The sequence below is a fragment of the Holophagales bacterium genome (genome assembly GCA_016719485.1).
Classification (GTDB): Bacteria; Acidobacteriota; Thermoanaerobaculia; order UBA5066; family UBA5066; genus UBA5066.
The window spans coordinates 92,828-116,826 of record JADJZB010000009.1; the positions used below are offsets into that span (position 1 = coordinate 92,828).

The window sequence follows — 23,999 nt, forward strand, 5'->3', positions numbered from 1 at the left end:
GGCGCCAGAGGCTCGTTTCGAGGCTCGGCCCGGGCGCCTTCACCGGTCGGCGTGGAAGTGCGTCACCGCCCCGAGCGGGAGGCGCACGCCCGCGAGGTAGTCGTCGATGCAGCGGACGACGACGCTCGAACGGGGGCGTCCCGCCGCGATCTCGTCACGCGTGAGCCAGCGGCAGGCGAGGATCTCCTCCGGGTCCTCGGCATGCGCCTCGACGCCCTCCGGGACCGTGCCGGCGAAACAGAAGCGGCAGAAGTCGCGGCCGCTCCTCGAGAGGAGCTGGTAGACGCCCACGAGGCTCTCGGGCGTGAACGGGAGTCCCGTCTCTTCGCGTACCTCGCGGACGACGGCGTCGAGGATCGCCTCGCCCGGGTCGACGTGTCCTGCCGGCTGGTTCCAGACGGGGCCGGGGTGTCCCGGGTCCAGCTCCTCGACGACGAGGAATCGACCGGCCCGTTCGACGATCGCGGCGACGGTGACGTTCCAGGGCATGGCGGTCTCCTCCGGCGGAGAGTTTAGGCATCTGCGGCCTGCTGCACGCCCGGCTCGATGCCCGGCACCGGCGTTTGGAGGCCGACTTGGGCACTTCTGTCACATCGATTCGCCCTGGCGAACCTTTTCTGAGACCGCCCGTAGCAGTGAACGTCCAGCTCAGGTAACCCGGCACCCGGCCGCACCCGAGCCTGGTCGACCCTCCGGCCCATGGGAGGTGGTTCGTTACGACGATCGGTGCGACAGAACGACACAAACCCTGATCAATCTCGACAAACCGGCAGCCCGCGGCTCGAGTCCATCTCGACATGCAGGGTCTCTGCCCCTACATCCCCAGGCAACGTACAAATGGGAGGCATCCAAATGAAAACTCTCCTCTGCAAGTCGTTCCTTCTCGCCGCGCTCGCGATGCTGATCGCGGTTCCCGCCGTCGCCGACGACGTCGCCGTCTTCCGGCTCGACCAGGCCGTCCAGGTGGGCAGCGTGAAGCTCCCCGCCGGGGTGTACGCGTTCCGGGCCTCGGACCGTGGCGTCGTGTCGGTCTACGACGAAGAGAACTCGACCGTCGTCGGCGTCGCCCTCGCGCGCCGGGCCTCCCTCAAGCTCGCAGAGCTCGAGACCTCGGGCACGCTCTCCCACGACTGGGCCGTCCGGACCCTCTCTCTCGGCGCCTGGCGCTACAGCTTCTCCGCGGGCGAGGCGCCCGCCACGATGGCGGCCGTCCCGCAGGCCACGACCGTCGTCGCGCTCGCCCGGTAAGGAATGCCCTGTTCCGGGGCCGGGAGGGCGCGCCGCCCGCGCAGCGGCGGGCGCGATGCCCTCCCGGTCAGCGCGTCGCCCGCGCGGCGATCTCCCGGAGCATCCCTCTGAACACGAGGACGTGCAGAGGGTAGACGCCGTACCAGTAGAGGAGGCCGGCGAGTCCGGCGGGGTCGAACTCGGCGGTCTGCCGGATGGTCGATCCGCTCCCGTCCTCACTCACCTCGAATTCGAGCCACGCCCTTCCGGGGAGCTTCATCTCGGCGGCCAGGCGCAGCCGCCGGTCCGGCTCGAAGGCCTCGACCCGCCAGAAGTCGAGCGCGTCTCCCACGGCGAGCGTCTCCGGGTGGCGCCGGCCCCGGCGGACGCCGACACCGCCGACGAGGAGGTCGACGAAGCCGCGGAGGCGCCAGAGGAAGTTGGCGTAGTACCAGCCGCTCTCGCCGCCGATCCGGCGGACCGGCGTGAACGCCTGCGCCGCCGTGGCCGCGACCCTCACCACGCGGGAATCGACGAGCCGGGCGCCGACCCTGAGGCCGCCGTAGCCGCCGGGCGCCGTGCCGGCCGACGAGAGGGCGTCGGACCAGCGCGTTGCGGCGAACTCCTCGTCCTCGTTCGCGAGGGCGCGCTCCATGGACCTCTGGAGGCCCATCGGCACGATCGCGGGGAAGAGCCGGCGGGCCGTGTCGTCCCGGACGACCGTCGGGTTGCTCACGCCCTCGATCAGCTTGCGCCCGACGCGCGCGTAGACCGGCGTCGTCAGTCCGAGCCAGAGGCTCGACAGGCGGGGCGTCAGGACGGGCACCGGGATCAGCCAGCGCTTCAGGCCCCGCTGCGCCGCGTATTCCCGCATGAGGTCGCCGTACGTCACCTGGTCGGCGCCGCCGATCTCCACCGTGCGCCCCTCGCCAGGGTCCAGGTCGAGGGCCGCGAGCAGGTAGGCGACGAGGTCCTCGATCGCGATCGGCTGCGCCTTCGTCTCCACCCAGCGGGGACAGATCATGGCGGGGAGGCGCTCGACGAGCGACCGGATGAGCTCGAACGACAGGCTCCCCGAGCCGAGGACGATCGAGGCGCGCAGCTCGACGACCGGGATTCCCGAGGCGGACCGGAGCACGTCGCCCGTCTCCTGGCGGCTCCGGAGGTGGGCCGAGAGGCCCGCCCCCGACTCGCCGAGGCCGCCGAGATAGATGATCTTCTGCACCCCGGCGGCGCGGGCCGCCTCGCCGAAGTTGCGGGCAGCGAGGCGGTCCTGCTCCTCGAACGCGGCGCCCGCCGCCATCGAGTGGACCAGGTAGTACGCCGTGTGGACTCCCGCGAGCGCCGGGTCGAGCGTCTCCCGCCGCAGGCAGTCGCCGGGGACGACCTCGGTCCCTTCGGGGACCCGGGAGGTCAGGCTCTCCGGCCGCCGGGCGAGGCAGCGCACGCGGTGGCCGCGCTCTGAGAGCGCGCGCAGGAGCCGGCCGCCGACGTAGCCGGTCGCGCCCGTCAGGAGGATCAACCCGGCCTCGGTATCTCTCGGCGAATCCGGCACGCTGGCATCGTACTCGGCCTCCGGGCCCGGGAAACGCGGAGGCTCATTCACGCGGAGCCCTCGGAACGAATGCCGAGGTCCTCCGGATGTAGCCCGCGTACTCGGGCCGCGTCGCGGCCATGTGGGCGTCGAGCATCGCGACCCCGGAGACCTTCACGAGGAGAAACGTCATCAGCGCGGGGGCGAGGACGGTCGCCCAGCCCATCGGCTCGTCGAGGGCAGAGAGGAAGAAGCCCCACCAGAGGACGGCTTCGCCGAAGTAGTTCGGGTGGCGGCTGTACCGCCAGAGCCCGGTGTCGAGGACCGGTCCCGGTGCGCCGGAACCGCCGCGCGCGCGCGCCGCGCGGAACGCGTTCAGCTGCGCGTCGGCCACGACCTCGATCGCGAGGCCGACGGCGAAGAGCGCGAGACCGAGGAGGTCGGTGAACGAGATCGGGTCGGGCTCGCGCGCGGACCCCGCCAGCTGTAGCGGTGCCGAGATCAGGACGATCAGGAAGCCCTGGAGGACGAAGACCTGGAAGAAGCTGATCCACCAGTACCGGTCGACGCCGTACTTCCTGCGAAAGCCCGCGTAGCGCGGATCCTCGGCCTTTCCCCGGCTCCGGGCCAGGAGGTAGAGCCAGAGGCGGACCGCCCATGCTCCCACCATGGCGAGGAGGAGCCCCTTGGCCGGCGTCAGGCCGGTCCGCGCCACGGTGTTCGCGGCGACGAGGAGGAAGCCGATGGACCACCAGGGGTCGACGATGCTGGCGTCCTTCAGGAACACGCTGACGGCCCAGAGCGCCGTCATCAGGACGAGGACGAGAGCCGCATTCCAGGCCACGAGGTCGAATGTCACGCGTCGCTCCTTACGCCGGGATCCGCGGTTGTCGTCCCGCTGGCCTCCGAGATCCAGTCGTCCATCTCGGCCCATCTCTCGAAGAGCCACCGATCGCGTCCGTCGGCCGGAATGGCGGAGGCCGGAAAGCGGCGCAGCCGGACGTGCAGCGTGCGGCCGACGAGTGCTCCGTGCCAGAACTGCGGAAGGGTCGCGGCTCCTTCGAAGCCGGTGTGCTCGAGAAGAAACACGTCGATCCCCTGCGCCGCGTCCAGAAGCGCGAGCGGTCCGCGCAGGCGCGGCGGCAGGACGTTCCGGTACCCGCGGGCGATGGTCGCCAGGTCGTCCGGACCCTTCTCTTCGAGCGCGGCGAGCGCCGCCGCGCGCCTCTGATCGCTGAAGCGCTTCCCCTCGGGGTAGATGAGGACGGCCGAGCGGGCGTCGAGCCCGCGGGCGAGGCCGGCGATCGCGGCGACCTCCGCGTCGAGGCCGGGCCCCCGGCGCTTCACGAAGGCGTTCGGGAGGCGTCGGCCGACGATGTCGAGGCAGGGGTCCCAGAGGAGCTCGCGCTTCAGGACGTAGCGGAGCAGGAGGTGGCCGGGGTTCGCGACGAACGCGGCCGCGAGAACGGTGTCGGCCAGGCTCGCGTGGCGCACGAAGAGGAGGAACGGCCCCCCCTGCGCCAGATCGAGCCCCTCGGTCGAGACCCTCATCGAGAAGAGCCGGAGGCTCCCGGAGAAGAGCGCGTCCGCCCACCGTCGCTGGAGCGCCGCGTTGAGCTCGATCCAGCGCCCGGGTCCGCCGGCGCGCCCGCCGAGGGTGACGATCCAGAGGCCCGTCGCTGCGAGGATGCCGGCCGCCTCGCATCCGAGGTAGAGCGCGAAGAACGCGAGAGCGCGGGTCCGCGGCCGCCGGCGCGCGGCGCCCGTGAGCGCATCCCAGACGAATCCTGCGGTGGCCCAGAGCGGGGCCGTGACGAACGCCACGGCGGCCAGAAGGAAGGTAGACCGGAACGGAGACCGCTCGCCGGGCCCAGACCGCCAGGAGCGACTCGTCCCTCGAGGTCACCGGACCGTGCCCCGGGTTCCCCGGACGCCCTGCTGGGCGAGCTTTCCCGCAAGGGCGGCGACGGCGGTCAGGACGACGCCCCACGCGATGTCGATCGGGACGATCCATGCCGGCCAGTCCCTGAGGACCGCCCAGTTCGTCAGCTCGTAGGTCGCGTAGGCGACGAAGCCGAGCCCGGCGCCGCGCCGGGCCGCGGCTCGCGCGTTATGGGTGCCGAGGACCGCCCAGCCCACGATCACCGCGACGTAGAACGCATAGAAGAGCGCGGCCGCCGGCCAGAAGGCCTCCGGACGCATCAGCGGTCCGAGGGCGGAGACGTAGAGGCCGCGCGCGACGATGCCCAGCCACGCCAGGTCGAGGACGAGCATCGCCGCGGCCGTTGCAAGAGTCGCAGTCACGACGGACGGGAAGGGTTGGACGTTCGGTCGAATGCTCACGGGAGTCTCCCCACCCTACAACGTCTCACGGCCCCGTTTGGACTTCGCGGTCACACCGACGGAAGCCGGCGACCCGTCTTGCGGGCGATACTAGACGGCGGAGGAGAACGACGTGACGCCGTACCCGGAGGGCACGTGCGAAGAACGGAGGCCGTGGAGGCCATCGAAGCCGTCTCTGGCGGCAGCCCTCCTTTCGCCCCTGCTGGGTGGCGCTCTGGCTTTCTCCGCTCCCGCCCCGGCTCCCGACCGGGAGGCGTGGCGAAAGGTGGAGGTGGGGAGTGTCACGGTGGTCGGGACGGCGTCCGACGCACGCCTCGCGGAGACGGCCGTCACGCTGCGAGCGCTCGTCGCCCTGATGCCGGGGCTCGTTCCGGGGGCGTTCGGCGCCTCGCCGCCGCTCGTCGCCGCCGTCGTTCACGACACCGGGCATCTCGCCCGGGTGGGCTATCCACCGACGGGTCCCACGAGCGGCCGGATCGTCCTCGCGGCGACGAGCGACGAGGAGGAACGCGCCGGCTTCCTTCGCGCCGTCGCGACCGCCCTCGGGCGCCGGTCGCGAGTGCCGCTCCCGGAGTGGCTCGTGGCGGGGCTTGGCGAGTACCTCTCCACGTTCTCGGCAACCCCGGAGCGGGCCACGATGGGGCGGCTCGTGCCGGAGCACGTCGCCCTGCTTCGCGCCGCCCGCCTCCCGGCGGGGCGTCCGCGCCTCTTCTCCGCGCCGGCGCTCGAGGGGGAGGATGCAACGGTCGCCCTCCTGCGCGCCCAGGCCTGGGCCGTCGTCCACGTCCTGCTGCAGGGGACCCCCGATGGCGAAGGTCCGCTCCACCGCTTCGCCGCGCTCGCCCGCGAAGGGCGCGAGGGGCCGGCCGCCTTCCGTGACGCGTTCGGCGAGGGCGAGCGGGCGCTCCTCGAACGGGCGCAAAGACACGTCGTCGAGTCGCGGCCGCTCGCCCGCGTCGTCGACGTTCCCGCAGGAGCGCCGCCCGTCGGCCGCCTCCTCCCGCTGACCCGGACCGGGGCCGCGGGAGTCCTCGGCGGCGTCGTGAAAGGCCGACGGCTGCCCGAGCCCGAGACGAAACCGGGTTCGAGCGCGCCCGCGGCGGTGCCGCCCCCGGCCCCGCTCCTCGCTTCGACGCTGCCGGGCGCGACGATCGCCGTCCGGCGCGACGTGCCGGCGGAAGTCGACCTCGTGAATCGCCTCATCGACGCGGGCCGCGAGGAGGAGGCGCTCACCCGGCTCGAGGCGCTTCACGCGTCGCTCGGATACGACCCCGAGATGCAGGCCGCCCTCGGCTGGGACGTGGGCGAGCTGCGGCGGCTCGTGACGCACAACCGGCTCGTCCGCCGGTTCAACGCCGCGGTCGGACTCCTGAACGCGGGGGAGGGTGCCGTGGCGCTGGGCGTCTTCCGCGAGGTGGCGGCGGCCACGGAAGACCCCTCGCTCGCCGCGCGGGCGCGGGCCCACGTCGCGGAGATCGAGGCGGGAGGCGGTCGAAAGCCGCGCCTCTGAGGCGGGGTTGCGGCCGGGCGATACTGGGCGTGCCGGGGCTCCGGCGGGAGGTGTGTGATGGCCGAACGGGACGAGACGACGAGGGAAGGGGCCATGGAGCGGCGCGACCTCCTGAAGCTCGGAGCGGCGGCGGCCGCGGGCCTCGTGACGGGGCGGCTCGGGGCGGCCCCGGTGCCTCCCGCGAAGGGGGCCGAGGCGAAGGCGGCGGCGAAGCCGGACGCGCTCCCGTGGAACCCCCGGACCGCCGAGGCGATGCCGACACGCAACCTCGGGAAGACCGGCTTCCGGGTCGGCCTCTTCAGCCTGGGCGGCCAGGCCGCCCTCGAGAAGCCGGAGAACGAGGCCGTCGCCGTGCCGCTCATCGAGCGGGCGCTCGACCTCGGCGTGAACTACGTGGACACCTCGGCCCGCTACGGGGGCGAGGCGCGCTGGAGCGAGCAGTACTTCGGGACCGTGATGGCGAGAAGGCGGAACGAGGCGTTCCTCGCCACGAAGACGCACGACCGTTCACGCGAGGGCTCGCTCAGGCTCCTGGAGACGTCGCTGAAGCTGCTGAAGACCGATCACGTCGACCTCTGGCAGCTCCACGCGATGAGCACGATGGACGACGTGGAGAAGGTCTTCGCGAAGGGCGGGGCGCTCGAGGCGTTCCAGCAGGCTCGCGAGCAGAAGCTCGTCCGTTTCCTCGGACTCTCGGGGCACACGGACCCCGCCGTCCTCGCCGAGGCGATCCGGCGCTTCCCGTTCGACGCGATCCTCCTCGCCATCAACGCCGCCGACCCGCACCACCTCCCGTTCGGCAGCGAGCTCCTGCCGCTCGCCGTCGAGAAGGAGATGGGCATCATCGGGATGAAGGTCCCGGCCCGCGGCCGGCTCCTCGCGGGCTACGTCCCGCCCCCGCTCGAGGAGCAGCGCGGGAAGATCAAGGCGACGCGCCCCGGGACGCTCTCGATGCCCGAGGCGATGCGCTACGTCCTCTCCCTCCCGGTCTCGACCGTCATCGTCGGCTGCGACTCCGTGGCGCAGCTGGAGGAGAACGTGGCGATCGCGCGGGGCTTCACGCCGCTGGCGCGCACGCAGATGGCCGCGCTCGAGACGAAGGCCGAGCCGGTGGCGAAGCAGTCCCTCTGGTTCCACCGCTGGGAGGCGTGAGGGAGAGCCCTACCGGAAGTACCCGCTCACGTCGACGACGAGGTGGAGGGGGGCGGCGGCGTCGTTGCGGACCGTGACGCGCCCGGCGCCGCCGGTCGTCGAGACGAGGAGCATCGCGTTGTTGGCGCGGATCCTCCCGGCACCGAAGGAGATCGTCGTCGCGACCGGGAGCGCGGCGTCGGCAGGGTAGATCCGGAGGCTCCCGGGCGCCGCGCCGCTGATCACCGTGACGTTGGCCGAGACGACCTTCGCGTCGGCCGGGACGCCGCAGGCCGGGACGACCCCGAACGTCCGCTCCGCGGGCGAGGCCGCGAGAACGGGGCCGCCAAAAGGCCCGTCGGCGTTGCGCGTGTCGAGGACGCGGCACGGCGTGACGGGATAGAAGCGGAGGCCCGTGCTCGCCGCGACGTAGGTGTAGGCCGCCGCCTTCGTTCCCGTGCCGCCGCCCGGGTTCGTGACGACGACGTCGACGGGTCCTTCGGCGTGCGCCCCGGTGACGGCCGTGATCGTCGTCGCCGAGACGACGACGGGCGAGGTCGCTCCGACGCCGCCGATCGAGACCGTCGCGCCGGAGAGGAATCCCGTCCCGGTGATCGTGACCGCCGTTCCGCCCTCGGTGGAGCCCGACTCCGGGTCGACGCCCGTGACGGTCGGTGGCGGCACGGGAGCCGTGATCGTGAAGCTCGGCCTCGAGATCGCGAAGAAAATGTTCGGCGGGCACGCGACCCTGATCCGGGCCGTCGCGCCGGCGGTCGGCGTGTTCGGGACGGTGATCGACTGGGCGCCGTCGTTCGGCGTCGAAGCGAGGAGCGTCGTCGGGAACGTGACGCCTCCGTCGACCGAGAGCGCGATCTCCACGTTCGCGCAGGAGATCGGCGCGGCGGTCGTGCCCGCGACGCTCCAGGTGACGGTCTGCTCGGAGTTGCCGGCCCAGCTGACGGCGGACGCGGGGGCGGTGATCGCGAAGGGACCGGCGGAAGCTACGGAAGAAACCGTCGTCGTGTCCGAGTTCACGCCTCCGCCGCCGGACCGGTCGTCGCGGGCGGTCAGGCGGAACGTCATCGTCCGGGTGGTCGTCGGGGGGGTCTCGCCATAGGTGGGCGTCGTCCCGGCGAGGACGTCCGAGAGCTTCGGAAAGTCCGCGTCGGGCTCGCCGTCGGGTTGAAGGAGCGGAAGATCGGGCGGAGCCGTTGTCGGTAGAGGTGGACCCGGTGCCGGCGGCGCCGAGGTCGAACTGCTCCCAGCAGTACGTCAGCGGGTCGCTCTCCGGGTCCGTCGCCGAGCCGGTCAGGGCGAACGGGGTCCGGGACGGGATCGAGTACGTCGCGCGCCTCGACGGTCGGAGCCGAGTTTCCGGTGCTGGGCCGCCGGCGCAGCCCGAGCCCGGGCCCCGTCGTCGTGTACGTGACGATCTCGTCGAAGCTCGCGGCGTGGAAGTAGGGGTCGCTGTTGGGCTGGAGGTCCTGCACCCGCAGATCCCCGCGTACGCCATGATCGTCGAGCCGCTGCCGGGCTCATAGGCGGTCGTCGCGTTGCGGTTCCCTCCCCCGCAGGAGCCCGAGCTGCCGTTGAACGTGTGATTCCCGCCGAACTGGTGCCCCATCTCGTGGGCGACGTAGTCGACCCAGAAGGCGTCCCCGGTCGGCGTGCCTCTCCCGGTGACGCCCCCGGCCTTCCATCCCGATCGACAGACGACCCCGAGGCCGGCGAGGCCGCCGCCTCCGGTCGAGTAGACGTGGCCGATGTCGTAGTTCCCGCTGCCGATCACGGAGTCGACGTTCGACTGGTTCTGCCCGAGCATCGTGCCGCCGTTGCTGTTCGTGTACGGGTCCGTCGCGGCGACGAGGTAGATGAGAAGGTCGTTGTTCGCGACGAGCGTCATCCGGACCGCAACCTCGCGTTCGTAGATTCCGTTGATCCGGTTCATCGACGCCACGAGCTCGGTGGCGACGCAGAGCTTCGTGGGGCTGGCGCCGCAGACGGCGACCGAATACTCGCCCGTCGTGGCGAGCGCCAGCCGGTAGGTCCGCAGGGTCGCGCCGACGGAGAGGAGGGCATCTCCATCTGCCCGGCTCGGTGCGGACCGACCGGAAGCCGGAATCCTCGAAGCCGGGCCGCTTCACCGGCCCCTCGCACCGGAAGACGTTCTCCGGGTCGCGCAGGGCGTCGCGGCGGTGGTACGAGGCGACGAAGCCCGGCTTCTCCTTCGACCAGGGGTCGACGTACCAGGCGCCGAACGCCGAGAGGACCATGGCGGAGAAGCCCCGGGGGCTGACGTCGAACCGGACAGAGGCGGTCGGGTCGTCGACTCCCTCGCCGCGGAACGTGCGGATCTCGGGGAACTTCGCCGCGAGGTCGGGCGCCATGATCGGCGACTCGATCACCCGGAACAGGGCGGGGCCGCCATCGGGGTGCGGCAGCTCGAGAAGCGTCGAGGGAGTCCCGACCTCGTCGGTTCGCTCCACGGCGATCCCCCTCACCGCCTCCGCGAAGGAGCGGGCGTCGAAGGAGAAGGGACGGAGCGCCCGGGCCCGCGCCTGGGGCACGGAGAGTTGGGCCACCTCGGCGGGCGCCGTGACGGGGCGGAACGGACCGTCTGCCGCAGCGGGGGAGGACGAGGCCGAGGCCGAGGACGATACCGAGGAGGGGGAGGAGACGGCGCATCCGCGCAATCTAAGGCCTCGGGGCGCCACGCGGAAGGCGAAAGAGAAACCCTGGCAGGGAGGGGGGAGCGCGAGCCCCTCCCCTCCGCCAGGACGAGGTCTCCCTACCTCACCGGGTAGGCCGGTCTCGCCGGGAAGGTGAACGGCCTTTCGGCGATCTCCTTCTTCAGCACCTCGACCGCCTTCTCGAGCTGGAGGTCCTTGCCGGCGGAGGCCGAGGCGGGGTCGTTCTCGAGGAGGACGTCGGGGTCGGCGCCGTGGTTCTCGACGAGCCAGTGGCCGTCGCGCCCGTAGAAGGAGTTGTTCGACTGGTGGACCGTCCCGCCGTCGACCGTCGGCTGGCCGTTCACGATCCCGACGAGGCCTCCCCACGACGGGACGCCGATGACCGTCCCGAGCTTCGCCGCCTTGAAGTGCTCGACGAAGGCCTCGCCGTCCGAGCCGTTGTACTCGTTCGTCAGGAGGGCGAAGCGGGCCCTCGAGGCGCCGGGCGGATAGGCGAAGGGCTCCATGTTCTTCAGGACGTTGAAGGCGGTCAGCTTCCGCTGGAGCTTGTCGATGACGAAGTACTCGACCCACCCGCCCCCGTTGCCGCGGACGTCGATCACGAGCCCCTTGCGGTCGTGGAAGGCGCGGTAGAAGCGGTCGAACTGCGCGATGTTCTCGGCCCCCATCGCGGTGAGGTGGAGGTAGCCCATCTCGCCGCCGGAGGCTTTCTCGACGAACGCGAGGTTCTTCGCGACCCAGCGGTCGTAGCGGAGGTCGTACTCGCTGCGCAGCGGCTCGACCTCGACGACGCGGCTGCCCTTCCCGTCGGCCGCGGGGCCGACCGTGAGCCGGACCTTCTGCCCCTTCGCCACCTGCAGGTGCCGGTACGGGTTGTCGGGAACAGCCAGGTCGATGCCGTCGATGGCGAGGAGGTATTCGCCCTCCTTCACGTTGACGTCGGGACGCGCGAGCGGCGCCGCCAGGTCGCCCGTGGTGCCCGAGGGGCGGAAGACGGAGCGGAAGACGAAGCGCCCGCCCGCGGCGGCGGCGAGGTCGGCGCCGAGGCGCCCGGTGAAGACGAGCGGCTCGGGGCCTTCTTCGGGCCGGTGTCGCCGCCGCCCACGTAGGTGTGCGAGACGCAGAGCTCGCCCACCATCTGCGAGAGGAGCCAGTTCAGCTCGCTGCGCGAACTGAGCGCGGGGACCATGGCCCTGTAGGCCGCGCCCATCGCCTTCCAGTCGCGGCCGTGCATGTTCGGGTCGTAGAAGAAGTCCCGGTACCAGCGCCATGCGTCGTCGAAGACCTGGAGCCACTCGTCGCGGGGGTTCACGCGGACGACGACGCGGTCGAGGACGAGCGCCGTGCCGAGGGCCTTGCCGGAGAAGACCTTCTCGAGCGGCGAGGCGTGGAACGCCGCCCCCTTCTTCACGACGGCGTGCTCGCCGTTCGGGGAGAGCCGCCAGTCGGAGACGTTCCCTTCGAGCGCGACCTCCTTCTGCGCCGCGACGTCGAAGACGCGCAGGCCGAGGAGCTCCTTTCCGAAGGCGGGCGAGAAGAGCTGTTCGATCTCGTCCTCGCCGTACTCCTCGGTCGAGCCCCAGGTGACGTAACCCTTGCCGGCCTTCAGGTGGAAGTAGGTGCCGGCCTTGACCGGGAGCGGGAAGAGCCTTGAGGACAGGCCCTCCACGTCGACCACGACCTTCGGGATGGGGGGCGTCTTCGGAGCGTCCTTTGCGACCTTCGATCCCTTCGCGTCCTTCGGCCCGACCTTCGCCCCTTCGGGCGCGGGCTCCGGGCCCTTCGCCTCGTCCTTCGGGGCCTTCTCGAACGGCGGCTTCTGCCCGGCGCGGAGCTGGACGGCGACGGGCATCACCGGCTTCGGGATCACGTGGTTGTCCTCGAAGACGTCGATGCGGCTCGTGAAGCTGCGGTACGACAGGAAGTAGAGGAGCTCTCCCTTCGCGTCGAACGACGGGTTCACCGAGTGGTAGAAGCCGTCGGTCACCGGGGTCGTCCTGCCGGTCGCGAGCTCGTGGAGCCAGATCCGCCCGTTGCGGTTCGGCCCGATGTGCGTGTAGGCGACCCAGGCCCCGTCGGGAGACCACGAGTAGTCGGAGATCTCCCACGAGAACTCGTCGTTGGCGAGCTGTTTCGACTCGGCGATCTTCGTCCGCTTCTTCGTCGCCACGTCGACGACGAAGATCCGGAGGTCCTTGTCGCCGAAGAGGAGCTTCGTCCCGTCGGGCGACCACTCGGCGTGGTAGGCGGTCCGGTCGAGGTCGGTCGTCAGCGCTTCCCACGGCTGGTCGCCGGAGACGCCCGTCACGTAGAGCTGGTACTCGCCGGTCCGGTCCGAGAAGAAGGCCACCTTCGTCCCGTCGGGCGAGAAGCGGGGAAAGCGCTCGCGGCTCTTCGGCGCGCGCGTCAGGTTGCGCGTCCCCCCGTTCTCCTCCGTGGAGACGAGGAAGACGTCGCCGCGCGCCTCGAAGGCGGTCCACCTGCCGTCACTGGAGACGGCCATCGACTGGATCGTCTCCTTCGCGCTGACGGCGCGCTCGCCGACGGCCCACTGGTCGCTCGGGACGTCGATCTCGACCCTCTCGACCTTCGACGTCGCGACGTCCATCCGGTAGAGGACGCCGGCCCGGGTGAAGACGACCGTCTTCCCGTCGGTCGACGGCATCTGGACGTCGAAGTCCTCGTACGCCGTGACGGGCGAGGCGGCCTTCGTCACCGGGTCGAGGCGCCAGAGGTTCGCGACCCCCTTCGAGGCGCGGTCCGTCACGAAGAGGAGGCCGCCGCCGGCCCACATCGGGTAGGAGTTCTTTCCGACGTAGTCGGTGAGGAGGGTGTAGCTGTTCGCCTTGAAATCGTGGAGCCAGATGTCCTGAAACGCTCCCCCCTTGTAGCGCTTCCAGTAGTACTCCTCGTCGCCGCGACGGTTGTAGGCGAGCTTCGTCCCGTCGGGGGAGTAAGAGGCGACGACACCCCGCTCGGGCGGCAGGGGCTCGGGGAGCTCCCCTTCGGGGGAGACCGAGAAGAGCCTCGGGACGGGCCGGAAGGTCGACTCGTGCCCTGAGCGGAAGACGACCTTCTTCCCGTCGGGCGCCCAGGTGACGGGCGAGGCGTTCCCGGTGAACGTCAGGCGTTTCGGGACGCCGCCCGCCATCGGCATCAGGTAGACCTCGTTCGGGCCGTCGTAGGCGGCGCGGAAGGCGAGCCACCTACCGTCGGGGGAGACCTTCGGCGCCTCCTCGTGCCCGGGTGCGTCGTCATCCGGACGGCGGTGCCTCCCGCGAGCGGGACGCGGAAGAGGTCCCCCTCCCAGGAGAGGACGACGACGTCGCCGCGGACGTCCGGGGTCCTCACGAACCGCGCAGGGACGGCGGAGGCGGGAAGGGCGAAGAGCGGGACGAGGAGGGAGAGGAGGGATGGGGCGGTGAATCGGCGTACGTTCAGCGTGAAGGCCACGCCTGGACGATACGGCCGCCCGCGGGGAAGGTTCGAGCCTGAGACGGTGCTTCAGTGGACGTCGTATCGAATCGCCACGGCGACGACCTGGCGGCTGTAGACGGGGCGTGGTAGCGGACCCACCAGGACCCGCTGATGTACGTCCCCACCCTCTTCGTCCGGTCGTGGACGACGACCGCCGCGTCGGCGCCGAGCCTGGCGGACTCGGTCCGGAGCGCCTTTTCGATGGAATCGACCGAAGTGTCGGGGGATGGCGAGAGGAAGACCTCCCCGATCTGGTCATGCGGGCGCGTCGGCTCCTTCCGGAGGATCTCGACGGAGGAGGGATTGGTCGGCGGGGCCTGTGGGACGCCGATGTAGCGCTCGGAGGAGGCGTGAACGGTGGCACATCCGGTGAGGGCGAGTGCCGGGAGGAGGAGCAGGAGCGCGAAGGCACGGCGGGGCGTTCTCATTGGGTCCTCCGTTCCTCGATATCGACGCAGGATGCGTGCCGGGGGTTGACCCCGCCGCGTGTCTCCTGTCTTGGACGCCGCAGACGAAGAGACGGAGAATGGAGGGATGGTTCTTCCGGGAGTCCCGGCGGCCTTCGTCCTGGCGCTCGTTGCCGGCCTCGGCCTGGCACTCGGTTCCGTGAAGCTCCGCGGTGTCGGGCTGTCGACGGCCGGCGTCCTCTTCGTCGGCCTCCTCGTCGGGCATCTCGGCGTCGAGGTCGAGCCGGCTGTCCTGGAGTTCGTGCGGGACTTCGGCCTGATCCTCTTCGTCACCTCGATCGGCCTCCAGGTCGGTCCCGGTTTCGTCGCCTCGCTCCGGCGGAGCGGCCTGAAGCTGAACCTCCTGGCAGCGTCGGTCGTCCTCTCGGGGGTCGCCCTCGCGGCCGCCGCCCACCTCGTGCTCGGCGTCGAGCTCCCGGCGGTCGTCGGCATCCTCTCGGGCGCGACGACGAACACCCCGAGCCTCGCCGCCGCCCAGCAGGCGCTCCGGGAGGTCGCGGGAGACGCCGCCGCCGTCGCCCGGGCCGCGACGGTCCCTCCGCTCGGCTACGCGGTGTCCTATCCCTTCGGCGTCGCGGGAGTCATCCTCGCGATGCTCGCCCTGAAGCTCGCGTTCCGGGTCTCGCTCCCCGTCGAGGAGAAGCTCCTGCAGCGATCGCTCCGGAGCGAGGCGCCGCCCCTCCACCGCGCGAACCTCGAGGTGACGAACCCGAACCTCGACGGCCTCCTCCTCGAGAAGCTCCCGTTCGCCGACCGGACCGGCCTCGTCGTCTCGCGCGTCCACCACGACGGCGTCCTCGTGGTCCCCGGCCACGACACGCGCCTCGCGCTCGGGGACGTCCTCCTCGCCGTCGGGCCGAGAAAGGACCTCGACGACCTGAAGCTCCTCGTCGGAAGGGAGAGCGATCTCGACCTGACGAGCCTCCCGACGCCGATCACGAGCAAGCGGCTCATCGTGACGCGCAAGGAGGTCGTCGGGAGGACCCTCGGCGAGCTCGGCCTCGCGGCGCGCTTCGGCGTGAGGATCACGCGCGTCTCCCGCGCCGAGCTCGAGATGGCGGCGTTCCCCGGCTTCGAGCTGCGCACGGGCGACGCGCTCCTGGCGGTCGGCGCGCCGGAGGACATCCGGAAGGCCGCGGCCGAGGTGGGTGACTCGCCCCGCGACCTCAACTACCCGCACCTCGTCCCGGTCTTTCTCACGATCGCCCTCGGCGTTGCGGTGGGCCTCCTTCCGATCCACCTCCAGGGGATGCCCGCGCCGGTGAAGCTCGGCCTCGCCGGCGGCCCGCTCCTCGTCGCGATCCTCCTCTCCCGTCTCGGCCGGGTCGGGCCGCTCGTCTTCTGGCTCCCCATCAGCGCGAACTTCATGCTCCGCGAGATCGGCATCGCGCTCTTTCTCGCGGCGGTCGGCCTCCGCTCGGGCGCCGGCTTCGTGGAGACGCTCGTGAAGGGGCCGGGGCTGACCTGGATGGCGATCGGCGCGGGGATCACGCTCGTGCCGATCCTCGTCGTCGGGGCGATCGCGCGCGCTGCGTTCCGGATCAACTTCCTCACGCTGACCGGTGTGATCGCAGGGAGCATGACCGACCCGCCCGCCCTCGCGTTCGCGAACGGCCTTGCCGGCTCCGACGCGCCGACGCTCGGCTACGTTTCGGTCTATCCGCTCACGATGATCCTGCGCATCGTCGCGGCGGAAGTGCTCGTCCTCCTCCTGGCGCGCTGATGCCGGGAGTGTCCGATCGCCACAGGGCGGTCCTCTTCTTCGTCCTCGCTGCCGCGTGCCTCCTTCCGTGGGTCGGTCCCGCGACGGCGCTCGCGGCCGGGGTCCTCTTCAGCCTGGCCGTGGGGAACCCCGCGCCGGCGAAGACGGCCCTCTGGAGCAAGGTGCTCCTCCAGGCGTCGGTGGTCGGGCTGGGGTTCGGTCTGAGCCTCGGGACCGTGATGCGTGTCGGTGGCCGGTCGGCGATCTACACGATCGTCGGGATCGCGCTGACGCTGGCCGTGGGAACGCTCCTCGGCCGCCTCGCCGGGACGGCCGAGCCCCTCTCGACGCTGATCTCGTTCGGCACGGCGATCTGCGGGGGAAGCGCGATCGCGGCGATGGCCCCGGTCGTGAAGGCGAAGAGCGACGAGATCGCCGTCTCGCTGGCGACCGTCTTCACCCTGAACGCCACGGCGCTGCTCCTCTTCCCGGCCGTCGGACGGCTCGTTCCGCTCGACCAGGGGCAGTTCGGGCTCTGGGCGGCGCTCGCGATCCACGACACGTCGAGCGTCGTCGGCGCGGCCTCGGCTTACGGGAAGGAGGCGCTCGCGGTGGCGACGACCGTGAAGCTGACGCGGGCGCTCTGGATCATGCCGTGCGTCCTCCTGGCCGCGCTCCTCTTCCGCTCGGAAGAGAAGCCGAAGTTCCCGCTCTTCGTCGCCGGCTTCGTCGCCGCCGCCGCCGTGAGGACTCTCCTTCCTTCGCTCCAGCCGCTCTGGGACACCCTCGTCGCGGTGGCGCGCCAGTCGCTCGTCCTGACGCTCTTCCTGATCGGGACGGGCCTCACGCGCGATGTCCTCCGGAGGGTCGGCATCCGTCCCCTCGCCCAGGGGGCGGTTCTCTGGCTCCTGGTGAGCGCCGGGACGCTCGCCGCGATCGTCACGGGCCTCATTCCGCCCCTCTGAGGAGACCGGGGGCGTTGCCCCCGGTGAAGGCCGCGGGCGACATCGCGAACGGAAGGGTCTTGTCGGCCGGTCCCTGGCTATCGGGACGCGGACAGGTCAGATCGGCTTTCCGGAGACGCTCTGTCGAGGTGTGGGGAGACGCCCAGCGAACCTCCGGGGTTCCGGTCCTTCCCCGGGCACTGTCGGAACGGGACGTCGGAGGAACCGTGCCGTGGTAGAGGCGTTCATTGAAACGGCTCGCGTCAGAATTGATACAGTTGTTCAAGACGCCCCGAGCGCTTGACAATTCCGGGGGGGGGGGGGGGGGAGCCGCGGCGCAGACAGAATCGACTTATGGAGCGGTTCGCGGCCGACTAAGAGGAGAGAACGATGGCGAAGACGACCATAGCTGGCATTCTTGTCGTGATGTTGCTTGTGTGCGGATGGACGGCCGAGGCTGCGATTTGCAAGGATGCAAACGGCAATCCGATCCCCTGCGAGCAGGATCCAGGCGGCGGCGGGGGCGGCAACCTCTGCTGGTCCGGAAGCTGTGTGCGTTGCGCCGTGCAATGCAGCGAGTTCGGAGGCTGCTGGAACATCTGCGACTACATGACGGCGAATGGCGGATGTGCTTGCTTCTTTGAAAGCGGTTCGTGCAGCGAGGGAGGTACATGCACCTACGTCCCGTAGGGCTCCGCGTGTCGCGGCGGCTTCTGCTGCTGTTCGGGATCGCTGCGTTTACAGGGGAGATCACGGCCGAGAGCGTTCTAGTGGCTGTTCGGGTGCACGGCAAAGAAGGCGCGCCAGCTCGAGGATTCGTCGTTGCGAAGGCCTCGGACGGTCGGGCGGCCCCGTCGAGGTCCCATTCAGCTGCGGCAGGCAGGAACCATGCTCCGTGCGATTCGATCTGCCTGGAGCCGCGGGATGGGCGATCTCGATCGATGCTCCCGGATACTGGTCGTGGCCGGAGACCGTCTCTTCGGGTGGGTCCTTCGGCATCTGGCCAGCAGCGATTCTCGGTGGAGAACTCCGCCTTCAGGTCGCAGGAGAGGTCGGCGAGATCACAGCGAGGTTTGTGCCATCGCCCGGCTCGAAGGGTCTGGAAGGCTTTCCCGCTGAGGGCGGCGTGTCGTGCCCGGTGCAGGAGAACAGATTCCGCTGCGTCGTTCCCGCGGGCACCTTCGACCTGCGTTTCCGTGCCAAGGGCCACGTCAGCGTCTATCGATGGGGCCAGACGATCGCCCCGGGAGCAATCATGCGTCTCGGGACGCTCGAGCTGAGGCGAGGAGCGTCACTGGTCGGCAAGGTGGTGTCGAACGAACGAGACGCCCCGAAGCCCGGTTCCTGCAAAGTCCGGCTCGAGCCACCGGGCGTCTCCGGCACGAAACGCCAGGGCGATCCCGACCACAATGGGTCGGGCGTGGACGCTCGGGGTTTCTTCCACCTGGAGGTCGTTCCGCCCGGAAACTGGGTGATCGTCGCAGAGCAGGAGGGCTTCGCCCAGGCCCGACGTCCGGCGAATGTTCTGGAAGGAATGGAGGCGAATCTGAAGGAGCCGCTCGTTCTCTCCAGGCCGGCGCGGATCGCGCTGACGCTGCTGCCGCCCCAGGACCCAGGCGGGAAGCCCTGGATGGTCGAGCTGCTCGAATCGAGAGAGGCAGCGCGGGCAGAGACCGTCGCGTCGGCGCCCGCCTCGCTCGGAGGTGCGTGGTCGAGGGACGGCCTCGCTTCCGGCCGTCGAATGATGATCCGTGTCCGCACGTCGGAGGGGCACGCCTGGTGGGCTGACGCAACCGCCTTCGAGCTGGCCGGGCCGATCCACCGACGGGTTCTCGATCTCGGGCTCGAGGAGGTGAGGGGGACCGTGCGCCTCGGGGACCAGCCCCTGGCCGGGCGTCTGACGTTCGGAGCTCCGGACGAGAATCTGTCGATCGAGATCCGGTCGGCGGTCGACGGCTCGCTCGAAGGTCACCTTCCGCGGCTCGGTAAGTGGCATGTTGACGTCGCGAGCGAGCAGCCGTCGGTACACCGGCAGATCGATGTGGAGATCCGCCGGGGAGGGGATGGTCGCGGGCGCCTGGAAATCGTTCTCGAGGACCGCGCGCTGACGGGCGAGATCGTCGACGAGAACGACAAGCACCTCGACAGGGCGATCCTCAAGATCTCACCGAAAGCCGGGGGTCGCCGCGAAGTGGTGCAGGAGAGAGTCGAAGGCGGCCTCTTTCGGCTCACGGGCTTCGAACCAGGGGACTATCTCCTGCGCGCGGAAGGACCGGGCCGGGTCAGCGAGACGGTGGTCGCAGAGATCGCTCCCGATGGGTCCTCGCCGTTCCTGAAGATCGTAGCCGTCCGCGAGGCCCAGATTGCACTTCGATTGGTGACCGAACAGGGCAGCCCGATCCCTTCGGCAAGCGTGAACATCCTCCGCACGACCCTGTTTCCAGGCCTGACCTCGATCTCGGAGCGAACGGACGCGACAGGAAGGGTCTCGTTCCGGACACAACCGGGTGCTTCCCATCAGTGTTTTGCCTTCGCGCAGGAGGGATGGCCGGTCCACGTGTTCTCGGTGACGCCTGGCCTTGAGGAGCAGCAGGTCATCATTCCTGGGGCAACTGGGACGATCCAGGTCGAAAGGCCCGCCCCGAAGAACAGTGAGACGTTCCTTCTATGGCGGGGTCCCTGCTTCCTGCCGCTCCAACTCCTCCAGATGTTCACACGGGGCAATGAGACCCGGTTCCCGGGAATGGCCCCGGGCGACTATCGCTTTTGCCGACACTCTCTCGGCAGCCTCGGTTCGCCAGCGCAGTGCGCGGAGGGCGTGCTTGGGCCCTACGGCGTCCTCTCCCTCGAGCTGGATAAGCATCCCTGACATTTCGGGAGAGGGACGGGAGGCGTGAGCGCCGGGACGCTCGCCGCGATCGTCACGGGCCTCATCCCGGCTCTGTGAGGAGACCGGGGGCGTTGCCCCGTTCCCTGCTCAGGCCACGGGGAGAACGTCGAGACGGAGCGCCAGCGGCGTCGAGCCGCGGTCGGAGAACCAGCAGACGCCTTCCTCCACGGCGTCGACGAAGAGCTCGTAGGGCCCGGGCTCGTCGGGCAGAGGGACACGCGCCTCGAGAGTGACGGAGGCGCCCGGAGCGAGCGCCGGCGGCGCCACGGCGACGCCGGGGAGCTCGCGCAGCAGCCGGCCCGAGAGCGTCCGCAGCCGGAGGCCGAGCCGTACCTGGGAGCCGGAATCGCCCCAGGGAAGGCGGCCGTCGTTGCCGACGACGAGAACGAAGGCGGCGTCGCTCCCCGCCGGTCCCCGCAGCCCCGCCGTCCCGGTCGCGAGGCGCGCCCGCCAGCGGTCGCCCGCGGCGCCGCCGTGGCTCCAGAGGTGCTGCATCCGCGCGTCGCAGGTGAGCGCCTCGTACGGGTCGCCCCCGGCGAGGAGGTGCGCCGTCGCCGGGCTCCCGTCGACGTAGCGCCGCGAGGCGCCGGGGGTGTGCGTCACGACGAACGAGAGCCTTGCTCCGGCCTCGGCCGCGAGGGTCCGCGCGCGGGCGATCTCCTCGTCGCCGTCGTTCCACTCGAAGAGGATGTACTGCCACACCACGTCGACACTCTCCCGCGTGCCGGCTCGTGCGCACTCCCCGGCGAGAGACGCGACCGCGCGGCGGGCCTTCTCGAACGAGCCTCCGCGCCGGTAGCGCCGGTAGGGTCCCTCGGAGGCGCCGTCGATCGAGAAGACGACGCGGTCGGCCAGCGACTCGCCCGCGATCGCCGCGATCGCCCCCGGCGTGAGCGCGAGGCCGTTCGTCGACGCGTGGAGCGTCACCTCCGGCCGCCGCCGCCGCACCTCGCGCAGGAACGGGACGGCGTCGGGGTGGAGGAAAGGCTCGCCGAAGTCGTAGAAGAGGAGCTTCTCGAGGTCGGGGAGCTGGTCGACGACACCCAGCATTGTCGCGAGCGGGAGCGTGGCCGTCCGGCCCGGGCGGTAGGCGCGGTCGACATTGAAATTGCTCACCGGGCAGCCTGGGCAGCGCAGGTTGCAGCGCGAGGTCGGCTCGAGCTGGAGGACCTTGATCGCGCGCCCCTCCTCCGTGTCGAGCGCCGTTGCGCGCGAGACGCGCCCCCCGCAGCGGGACCGGACGACGGGACAGAAGGAGCCGGGCGCGGCGGACAGCTGCCAGCGGCGCATCCGGCGGTAGCGCCGACCGCGGAAGACCTCCTCGATCCGGTCGGAGTGGACGTTCCCGTAGACCGCGAGACCGGCCGGATCGCCGCACGAGCAGACGATCTCGCCGGTGGCCAGGACGCAGAGCTCCTCGAAGATCATCCGGCAGACGACCGGGGCCTCGCCGGGCGCATCGGCGGCTCTTCGTTCCGGGGGCGGGAGCACGGGGAATCGGTGGCGGTCGAGGAGCCGGTCGAAGAGGCCCACGCGAGGGAGTGGCCCGGCGGGAGACGACCCCACGGGGGCACGCGGCGCTCCCTATACTCGAGCTCTCCGATGAGGCTCTCCCCGGGTCTGAAGGTGGGGCCATACGAGGTCCGCGAGCGTCGAGGCGAAGGCGCCACGGGAGAGGTCTGGCTCGCGCGCGACGGGCGACTCGGTCGGGACGTGGCGCTGAAGGTCCTGCGGCCCGGGGCGGGAGCGGGTTTCGCGAGCGACCTCCTCCGGGAGGCGCGCGCGGCGTCCGCGCTGACCCACCCCGCGATCGCGACGATCTACGAGGCGGGGGAGGCGGAGGTGGACGGCCTCGCGGTCGCCTACATCGCCATGGAGCTCGTCGACGGCCCGACGCTCGGTGAGCACGCCCGTGCCGGGGCCTCTCCCGGCGAGCTCGTCGCGCTCGTGGAGCAGGTCGCCGAGGGGCTCGCGGCGGCCCACGCGCGGGGAGTCGTCCACCGCGACGTGAAGCCGTCGAACATCCTCGTCGCCGAAGGCCGGGCGCGGCTCGTCGACTTCGGTCTCGCCACCCGGAGCGGGGCTCTCGGCCAGGATTCCCTCGAGACGCTCGGCCTGGAGGAGGCCGCGCGGGAATCGGTCGGGATCGCCGGGACGGCGGCGTACATGTCGCCGGAGCAGATCCGCGGCGAGGAGCTCGACGGCCGGAGCGACGTTTTCGCCGTCGGCGCCGTCCTCTACGAGCTCCTCGCGGGGCGGCGCGCGTTCCCGGGGGAGACGGTGGGCGCGGTCCTCTCCGCGGTCCTCGGCCGGGACCCGGAGCCCCTCTCGACCCTCAACCCGGCGGTCCCCGAGGCCCTCTCCCGCGTCGTATCGCGCATGCTCGAGAAGGAGCGCACCCGCCGCACCCCATCGATGCGGGACGCGGTGGACGACCTCGCGGCGGCGCGTCGCGGGCAGCTTCCGGCGGGAATCCGCGGTGCGTCGGGAGCCTCGGTCGCCGTCGTCGCCTTCCGGAACATCTCCGCGCGCCCGGAGGACGAGTGGCTCGGAACGGGCCTCGCCGAGACGCTCGCCGCCGAGCTCCGTTCCGCGGCCGGGCCGACAGTCGTCGCGAGCGAGCGGGTTCACGAGATGGTCCGGCGCCTCGCGGACGAGCGGGGCGGGGAGGGGGGCGAGATCGCCGAGGAGGCCGGGCGCCGGCTCGGCGTCCGGTGGGTCGCGACGGGCGGCTTCCAGCGCGTCGGCGACCGGCTCCGTATCACGGCGCGGCTCTCCGACGCCGGGACAGGAGAGGTCGTGAAGTCCCTCAAGGCCGACGGGGAGGTGGCGGGGCTCTTCGATCTTCAGGACCGCCTCGCCGCCGACCTCGTCCTCGCCTACCGCGAAGCCTCCGGGAGCGCCGCCGCCTTCGCTCCCGCCGCGGAGGAGACACGAGTCGTCGCGGCCTACGAGGCGTACGCGAAGGGGCTCATCAACCTCCGCGTCGGCAGCGTGACCTCCCTCGACCGCGCGGCGCTCTTCCTCGAGCGGGCGACGCTCCTCGACCCGCGCTACGTCGCCGCGCAGGTCTCCCTCGGCTGGGCGCTCCAGGACAAAGCCGAATACCTCGGCCTCGTCGAGCCGGCCGAGAAGGCGCTCGCCGCGTTCGGAAGAGCGCTGGAGCTGCGCCCGTCCTCCGCCGAGGCCTGCCGGGGCCTCGCCTACACGCTCCTCTTCCTCCGTCGCGACGACGAGGCGCTCGCGGCGGCGCGCAAGGCGCTCTCCCTCGCTCCGGGCGAGGCGGCGGCGCACCAGGCGTACGCGCGGGTCCTCTTCGTCGCGAAGGGGGAGTTCCTCGAGGCGGCGCGGGCCTACGAAGCGGCCCTCGCCCTGAACCCTCAGGGGGGCTGGATCGCCCTCCAGCTCGCGCACTGCCTCGCGCTCTCGGGCGAGCTCCCCCGCGCCGACGCCGTGGCGCGGCGGGCCATCGAGCTGCAGGAGCAGGCCCTGTCGGGGAAGGAGGGGCTCCTCATCGTGGGCGCCCACGTCCGCCTCGCGCACGTTCACGCCCTCGAAGGACGCTTCGAGGAGGCCGTCTCCGAGCTCCTCGCCGAGCGGCGGCACCTCGCGAGCGTGGACCACGCCCTCTCCGGCCGTGCGCTCGTCGAGCTGCACGTTCGCCTCGGGAGCGCGCTCGCGCGGCTGGGCCGGAAGGACGAGGCGGAGGAGGCCCTCGAGCGGGCCCTCTCGCGCTTCGAGGAACGGCTCGCGCAGGGGTCCGACGACCCCTTCACGCGGTACTACGCCGCGCAGGCTCTCGTCCTGCGGGGCGAAACGGTCCGCGCCCTCGAGCTCCTCGCGGGGGCCGCGGCGCTCCGGCCCGCCCTGACGCTGCGCCGCGTCCTCCTCGAGCCCGATTTCGCGCCGCTCTACAGCGAGCCCGGTTTCCAGCAGCTCCTCGCAGGGCACCGGATCGCGGCACCGGCCGACCGGACGGGATCGGGCGGCGGAGCCGGGTAACAGCGCCGCGCGCGGCGCAGGAGAGGGCCGTTCGCCTCAACCTTTCGCCGCAGGCGCCGTATCCATCGGCATCCGGAGGACC

The 23,999-nt window shown here is 71.3% G+C and carries 16 protein-coding genes and 3 pseudogenes; 8 read left to right on the plus strand and 11 right to left on the minus strand.

Annotated features, from left to right (window positions below):
* Positions 1-39 precede the first annotated feature (39 nt).
* Positions 40-489, minus strand: a complete 450-nt coding sequence (locus IPN03_08140; GenBank protein ID MBK9373694.1) for an NUDIX hydrolase — start codon at positions 487-489, stop codon at positions 40-42.
* A gap of 363 nt (positions 490-852) precedes the next feature.
* Here IPN03_08140 and IPN03_08145 point away from each other — a divergent pair, with 363 nt between their 5' ends.
* Positions 853-1,248 (plus strand): hypothetical protein, encoded by a 396-nt coding sequence (locus IPN03_08145; protein ID MBK9373695.1) that lies wholly within the window; start codon positions 853-855, stop codon positions 1,246-1,248.
* A gap of 67 nt (positions 1,249-1,315) precedes the next feature.
* Here IPN03_08145 and IPN03_08150 read toward each other — a convergent pair whose 3' ends face one another.
* From IPN03_08150 to IPN03_08165, 4 genes are all read right to left on the minus strand, one after another.
* Complete coding sequence (locus IPN03_08150) at positions 1,316-2,749, minus strand: SDR family oxidoreductase (GenBank protein MBK9373696.1); 1,434 nt, start codon at positions 2,747-2,749, stop codon at positions 1,316-1,318.
* Positions 2,750-2,825: 76 nt separating this feature from the next.
* Positions 2,826-3,620 (minus strand): DUF1295 domain-containing protein, encoded by a 795-nt coding sequence (locus IPN03_08155; GenBank protein ID MBK9373697.1) that lies wholly within the window; start codon positions 3,618-3,620, stop codon positions 2,826-2,828.
* Complete coding sequence (locus IPN03_08160) at positions 3,617-4,585, minus strand: 1-acyl-sn-glycerol-3-phosphate acyltransferase (GenBank protein MBK9373698.1); 969 nt, start codon at positions 4,583-4,585, stop codon at positions 3,617-3,619. Before IPN03_08160 ends, IPN03_08155 begins: the two co-directional genes overlap by 4 nt.
* A 78-nt stretch (positions 4,586-4,663) precedes the next feature.
* Positions 4,664-5,104 (minus strand): DUF2177 family protein, encoded by a 441-nt coding sequence (locus IPN03_08165; GenBank protein MBK9373699.1) that lies wholly within the window; start codon positions 5,102-5,104, stop codon positions 4,664-4,666.
* A 112-nt stretch (positions 5,105-5,216) separates the two neighbouring features.
* Between IPN03_08165 and IPN03_08170 the strand changes: the two genes are divergently transcribed.
* The gene (locus IPN03_08170) at positions 5,217-6,614 is read left to right on the plus strand and encodes a hypothetical protein (protein MBK9373700.1); all 1,398 of its coding nucleotides are present in this window, start codon (positions 5,217-5,219) and stop codon (positions 6,612-6,614) included.
* A 57-nt stretch (positions 6,615-6,671) separates the two neighbouring features.
* Positions 6,672-7,766 carry an aldo/keto reductase gene (locus IPN03_08175; GenBank protein MBK9373701.1) on the plus strand — a complete coding sequence of 365 codons (1,095 nt, stop codon included), beginning with the start codon at positions 6,672-6,674 and terminating at the stop codon, positions 7,764-7,766.
* Positions 7,767-7,775: 9 nt separating this feature from the next.
* Here IPN03_08175 and IPN03_08180 read toward each other — a convergent pair whose 3' ends face one another.
* On the minus strand, positions 7,776-8,828 hold the full coding sequence (locus tag IPN03_08180) for an IPT/TIG domain-containing protein (GenBank protein ID MBK9373702.1): 1,053 nt from the start codon (positions 8,826-8,828) through the stop codon (positions 7,776-7,778).
* A 149-nt stretch (positions 8,829-8,977) separates the two neighbouring features.
* On the opposite strand from IPN03_08180, the gene IPN03_08185 reads away from it, so the two are divergent.
* Positions 8,978-9,286: a hypothetical protein gene (locus tag IPN03_08185; GenBank protein ID MBK9373703.1), complete on the plus strand. Its 309-nt coding sequence runs from the start codon at positions 8,978-8,980 to the stop codon at positions 9,284-9,286.
* On the opposite strand, the pseudogene IPN03_08190 reads toward IPN03_08185, so the two are convergent.
* The 4 genes and pseudogenes from IPN03_08190 to IPN03_08205 all read right to left on the minus strand — a co-directional run bounded on the left by IPN03_08190 (position 9,214) and on the right by IPN03_08205 (position 14,171).
* Positions 9,214-9,867 (minus strand): annotated as a pseudogene (locus tag IPN03_08190) (hypothetical protein). The gene IPN03_08185 and the pseudogene IPN03_08190 sit on opposite strands and share 73 nt — an antisense overlap.
* Positions 9,868-10,533: 666 nt before the next feature.
* On the minus strand, positions 10,534-11,706 hold the full coding sequence (locus IPN03_08195; GenBank protein ID MBK9373704.1) for a PDZ domain-containing protein: 1,173 nt from the start codon (positions 11,704-11,706) through the stop codon (positions 10,534-10,536).
* Between the two features lie 1,034 nt (positions 11,707-12,740).
* Positions 12,741-13,592: pseudogene (locus tag IPN03_08200) on the minus strand (PD40 domain-containing protein).
* A gap of 36 nt (positions 13,593-13,628) precedes the next feature.
* A pseudogene (locus tag IPN03_08205) lies at positions 13,629-14,171 on the minus strand (PD40 domain-containing protein).
* A 275-nt stretch (positions 14,172-14,446) separates the two neighbouring features.
* Between IPN03_08205 and IPN03_08210 the strand changes: the two are divergent.
* The 3 genes from IPN03_08210 (at position 14,447) to IPN03_08220 (ending at position 19,894) form a co-directional block, all read left to right on the plus strand.
* A complete protein-coding gene (locus tag IPN03_08210) occupies positions 14,447-16,102 on the plus strand; it encodes a putative transporter (protein MBK9373705.1) in 1,656 nt (551 codons plus the stop codon).
* Complete coding sequence (locus IPN03_08215) at positions 16,102-17,046, plus strand: putative sulfate exporter family transporter (protein MBK9373706.1); 945 nt, start codon at positions 16,102-16,104, stop codon at positions 17,044-17,046. Before IPN03_08210 ends, IPN03_08215 begins: the two co-directional genes overlap by 1 nt.
* A gap of 874 nt (positions 17,047-17,920) precedes the next feature.
* Positions 17,921-19,894, plus strand: coding sequence for a hypothetical protein (locus IPN03_08220; GenBank protein ID MBK9373707.1), 1,974 nt, complete (start codon positions 17,921-17,923; stop codon positions 19,892-19,894).
* A gap of 108 nt (positions 19,895-20,002) precedes the next feature.
* Here the strand turns inward: IPN03_08220 and IPN03_08225 are convergent, their stop codons facing one another.
* Positions 20,003-21,448 (minus strand): radical SAM protein, encoded by a 1,446-nt coding sequence (locus IPN03_08225; protein ID MBK9373708.1) that lies wholly within the window; start codon positions 21,446-21,448, stop codon positions 20,003-20,005.
* 69 nt (positions 21,449-21,517) lie between these two features.
* Between IPN03_08225 and IPN03_08230 the strand changes: the two genes are divergently transcribed.
* Positions 21,518-23,917 carry a protein kinase gene (locus tag IPN03_08230; GenBank protein ID MBK9373709.1) on the plus strand — a complete coding sequence of 800 codons (2,400 nt, stop codon included), beginning with the start codon at positions 21,518-21,520 and terminating at the stop codon, positions 23,915-23,917.
* The last annotated feature ends 82 nt before the right edge of the window (positions 23,918-23,999 follow it).

Excerpts from the sequence above, each read along its gene's own strand:
- IPN03_08140 (MBK9373694.1), bottom strand. The coding sequence starts at position 489 with ATGCCCTGGAACGTCACCGTCGCCGCGATCGTCGAACGGGCCGGTCGA.
- IPN03_08145 (MBK9373695.1), top strand. The coding sequence starts at position 853 with ATGAAAACTCTCCTCTGCAAGTCGTTCCTTCTCGCCGCGCTCGCGATG.
- IPN03_08175 (MBK9373701.1), top strand. The coding sequence starts at position 6,672 with ATGGCCGAACGGGACGAGACGACGAGGGAAGGGGCCATGGAGCGGCGC.
- IPN03_08180 (MBK9373702.1), bottom strand. The coding sequence starts at position 8,828 with ATGACGTTCCGCCTGACCGCCCGCGACGACCGGTCCGGCGGCGGAGGC.
- IPN03_08195 (MBK9373704.1), bottom strand. The coding sequence starts at position 11,706 with ATGGCGCTGGTACCGGGACTTCTTCTACGACCCGAACATGCACGGCCG.
- IPN03_08210 (MBK9373705.1), top strand. The coding sequence starts at position 14,447 with ATGGTTCTTCCGGGAGTCCCGGCGGCCTTCGTCCTGGCGCTCGTTGCC.
- IPN03_08215 (MBK9373706.1), top strand. The coding sequence starts at position 16,102 with ATGCCGGGAGTGTCCGATCGCCACAGGGCGGTCCTCTTCTTCGTCCTC.
- IPN03_08230 (MBK9373709.1), top strand. The coding sequence starts at position 21,518 with ATGAGGCTCTCCCCGGGTCTGAAGGTGGGGCCATACGAGGTCCGCGAG.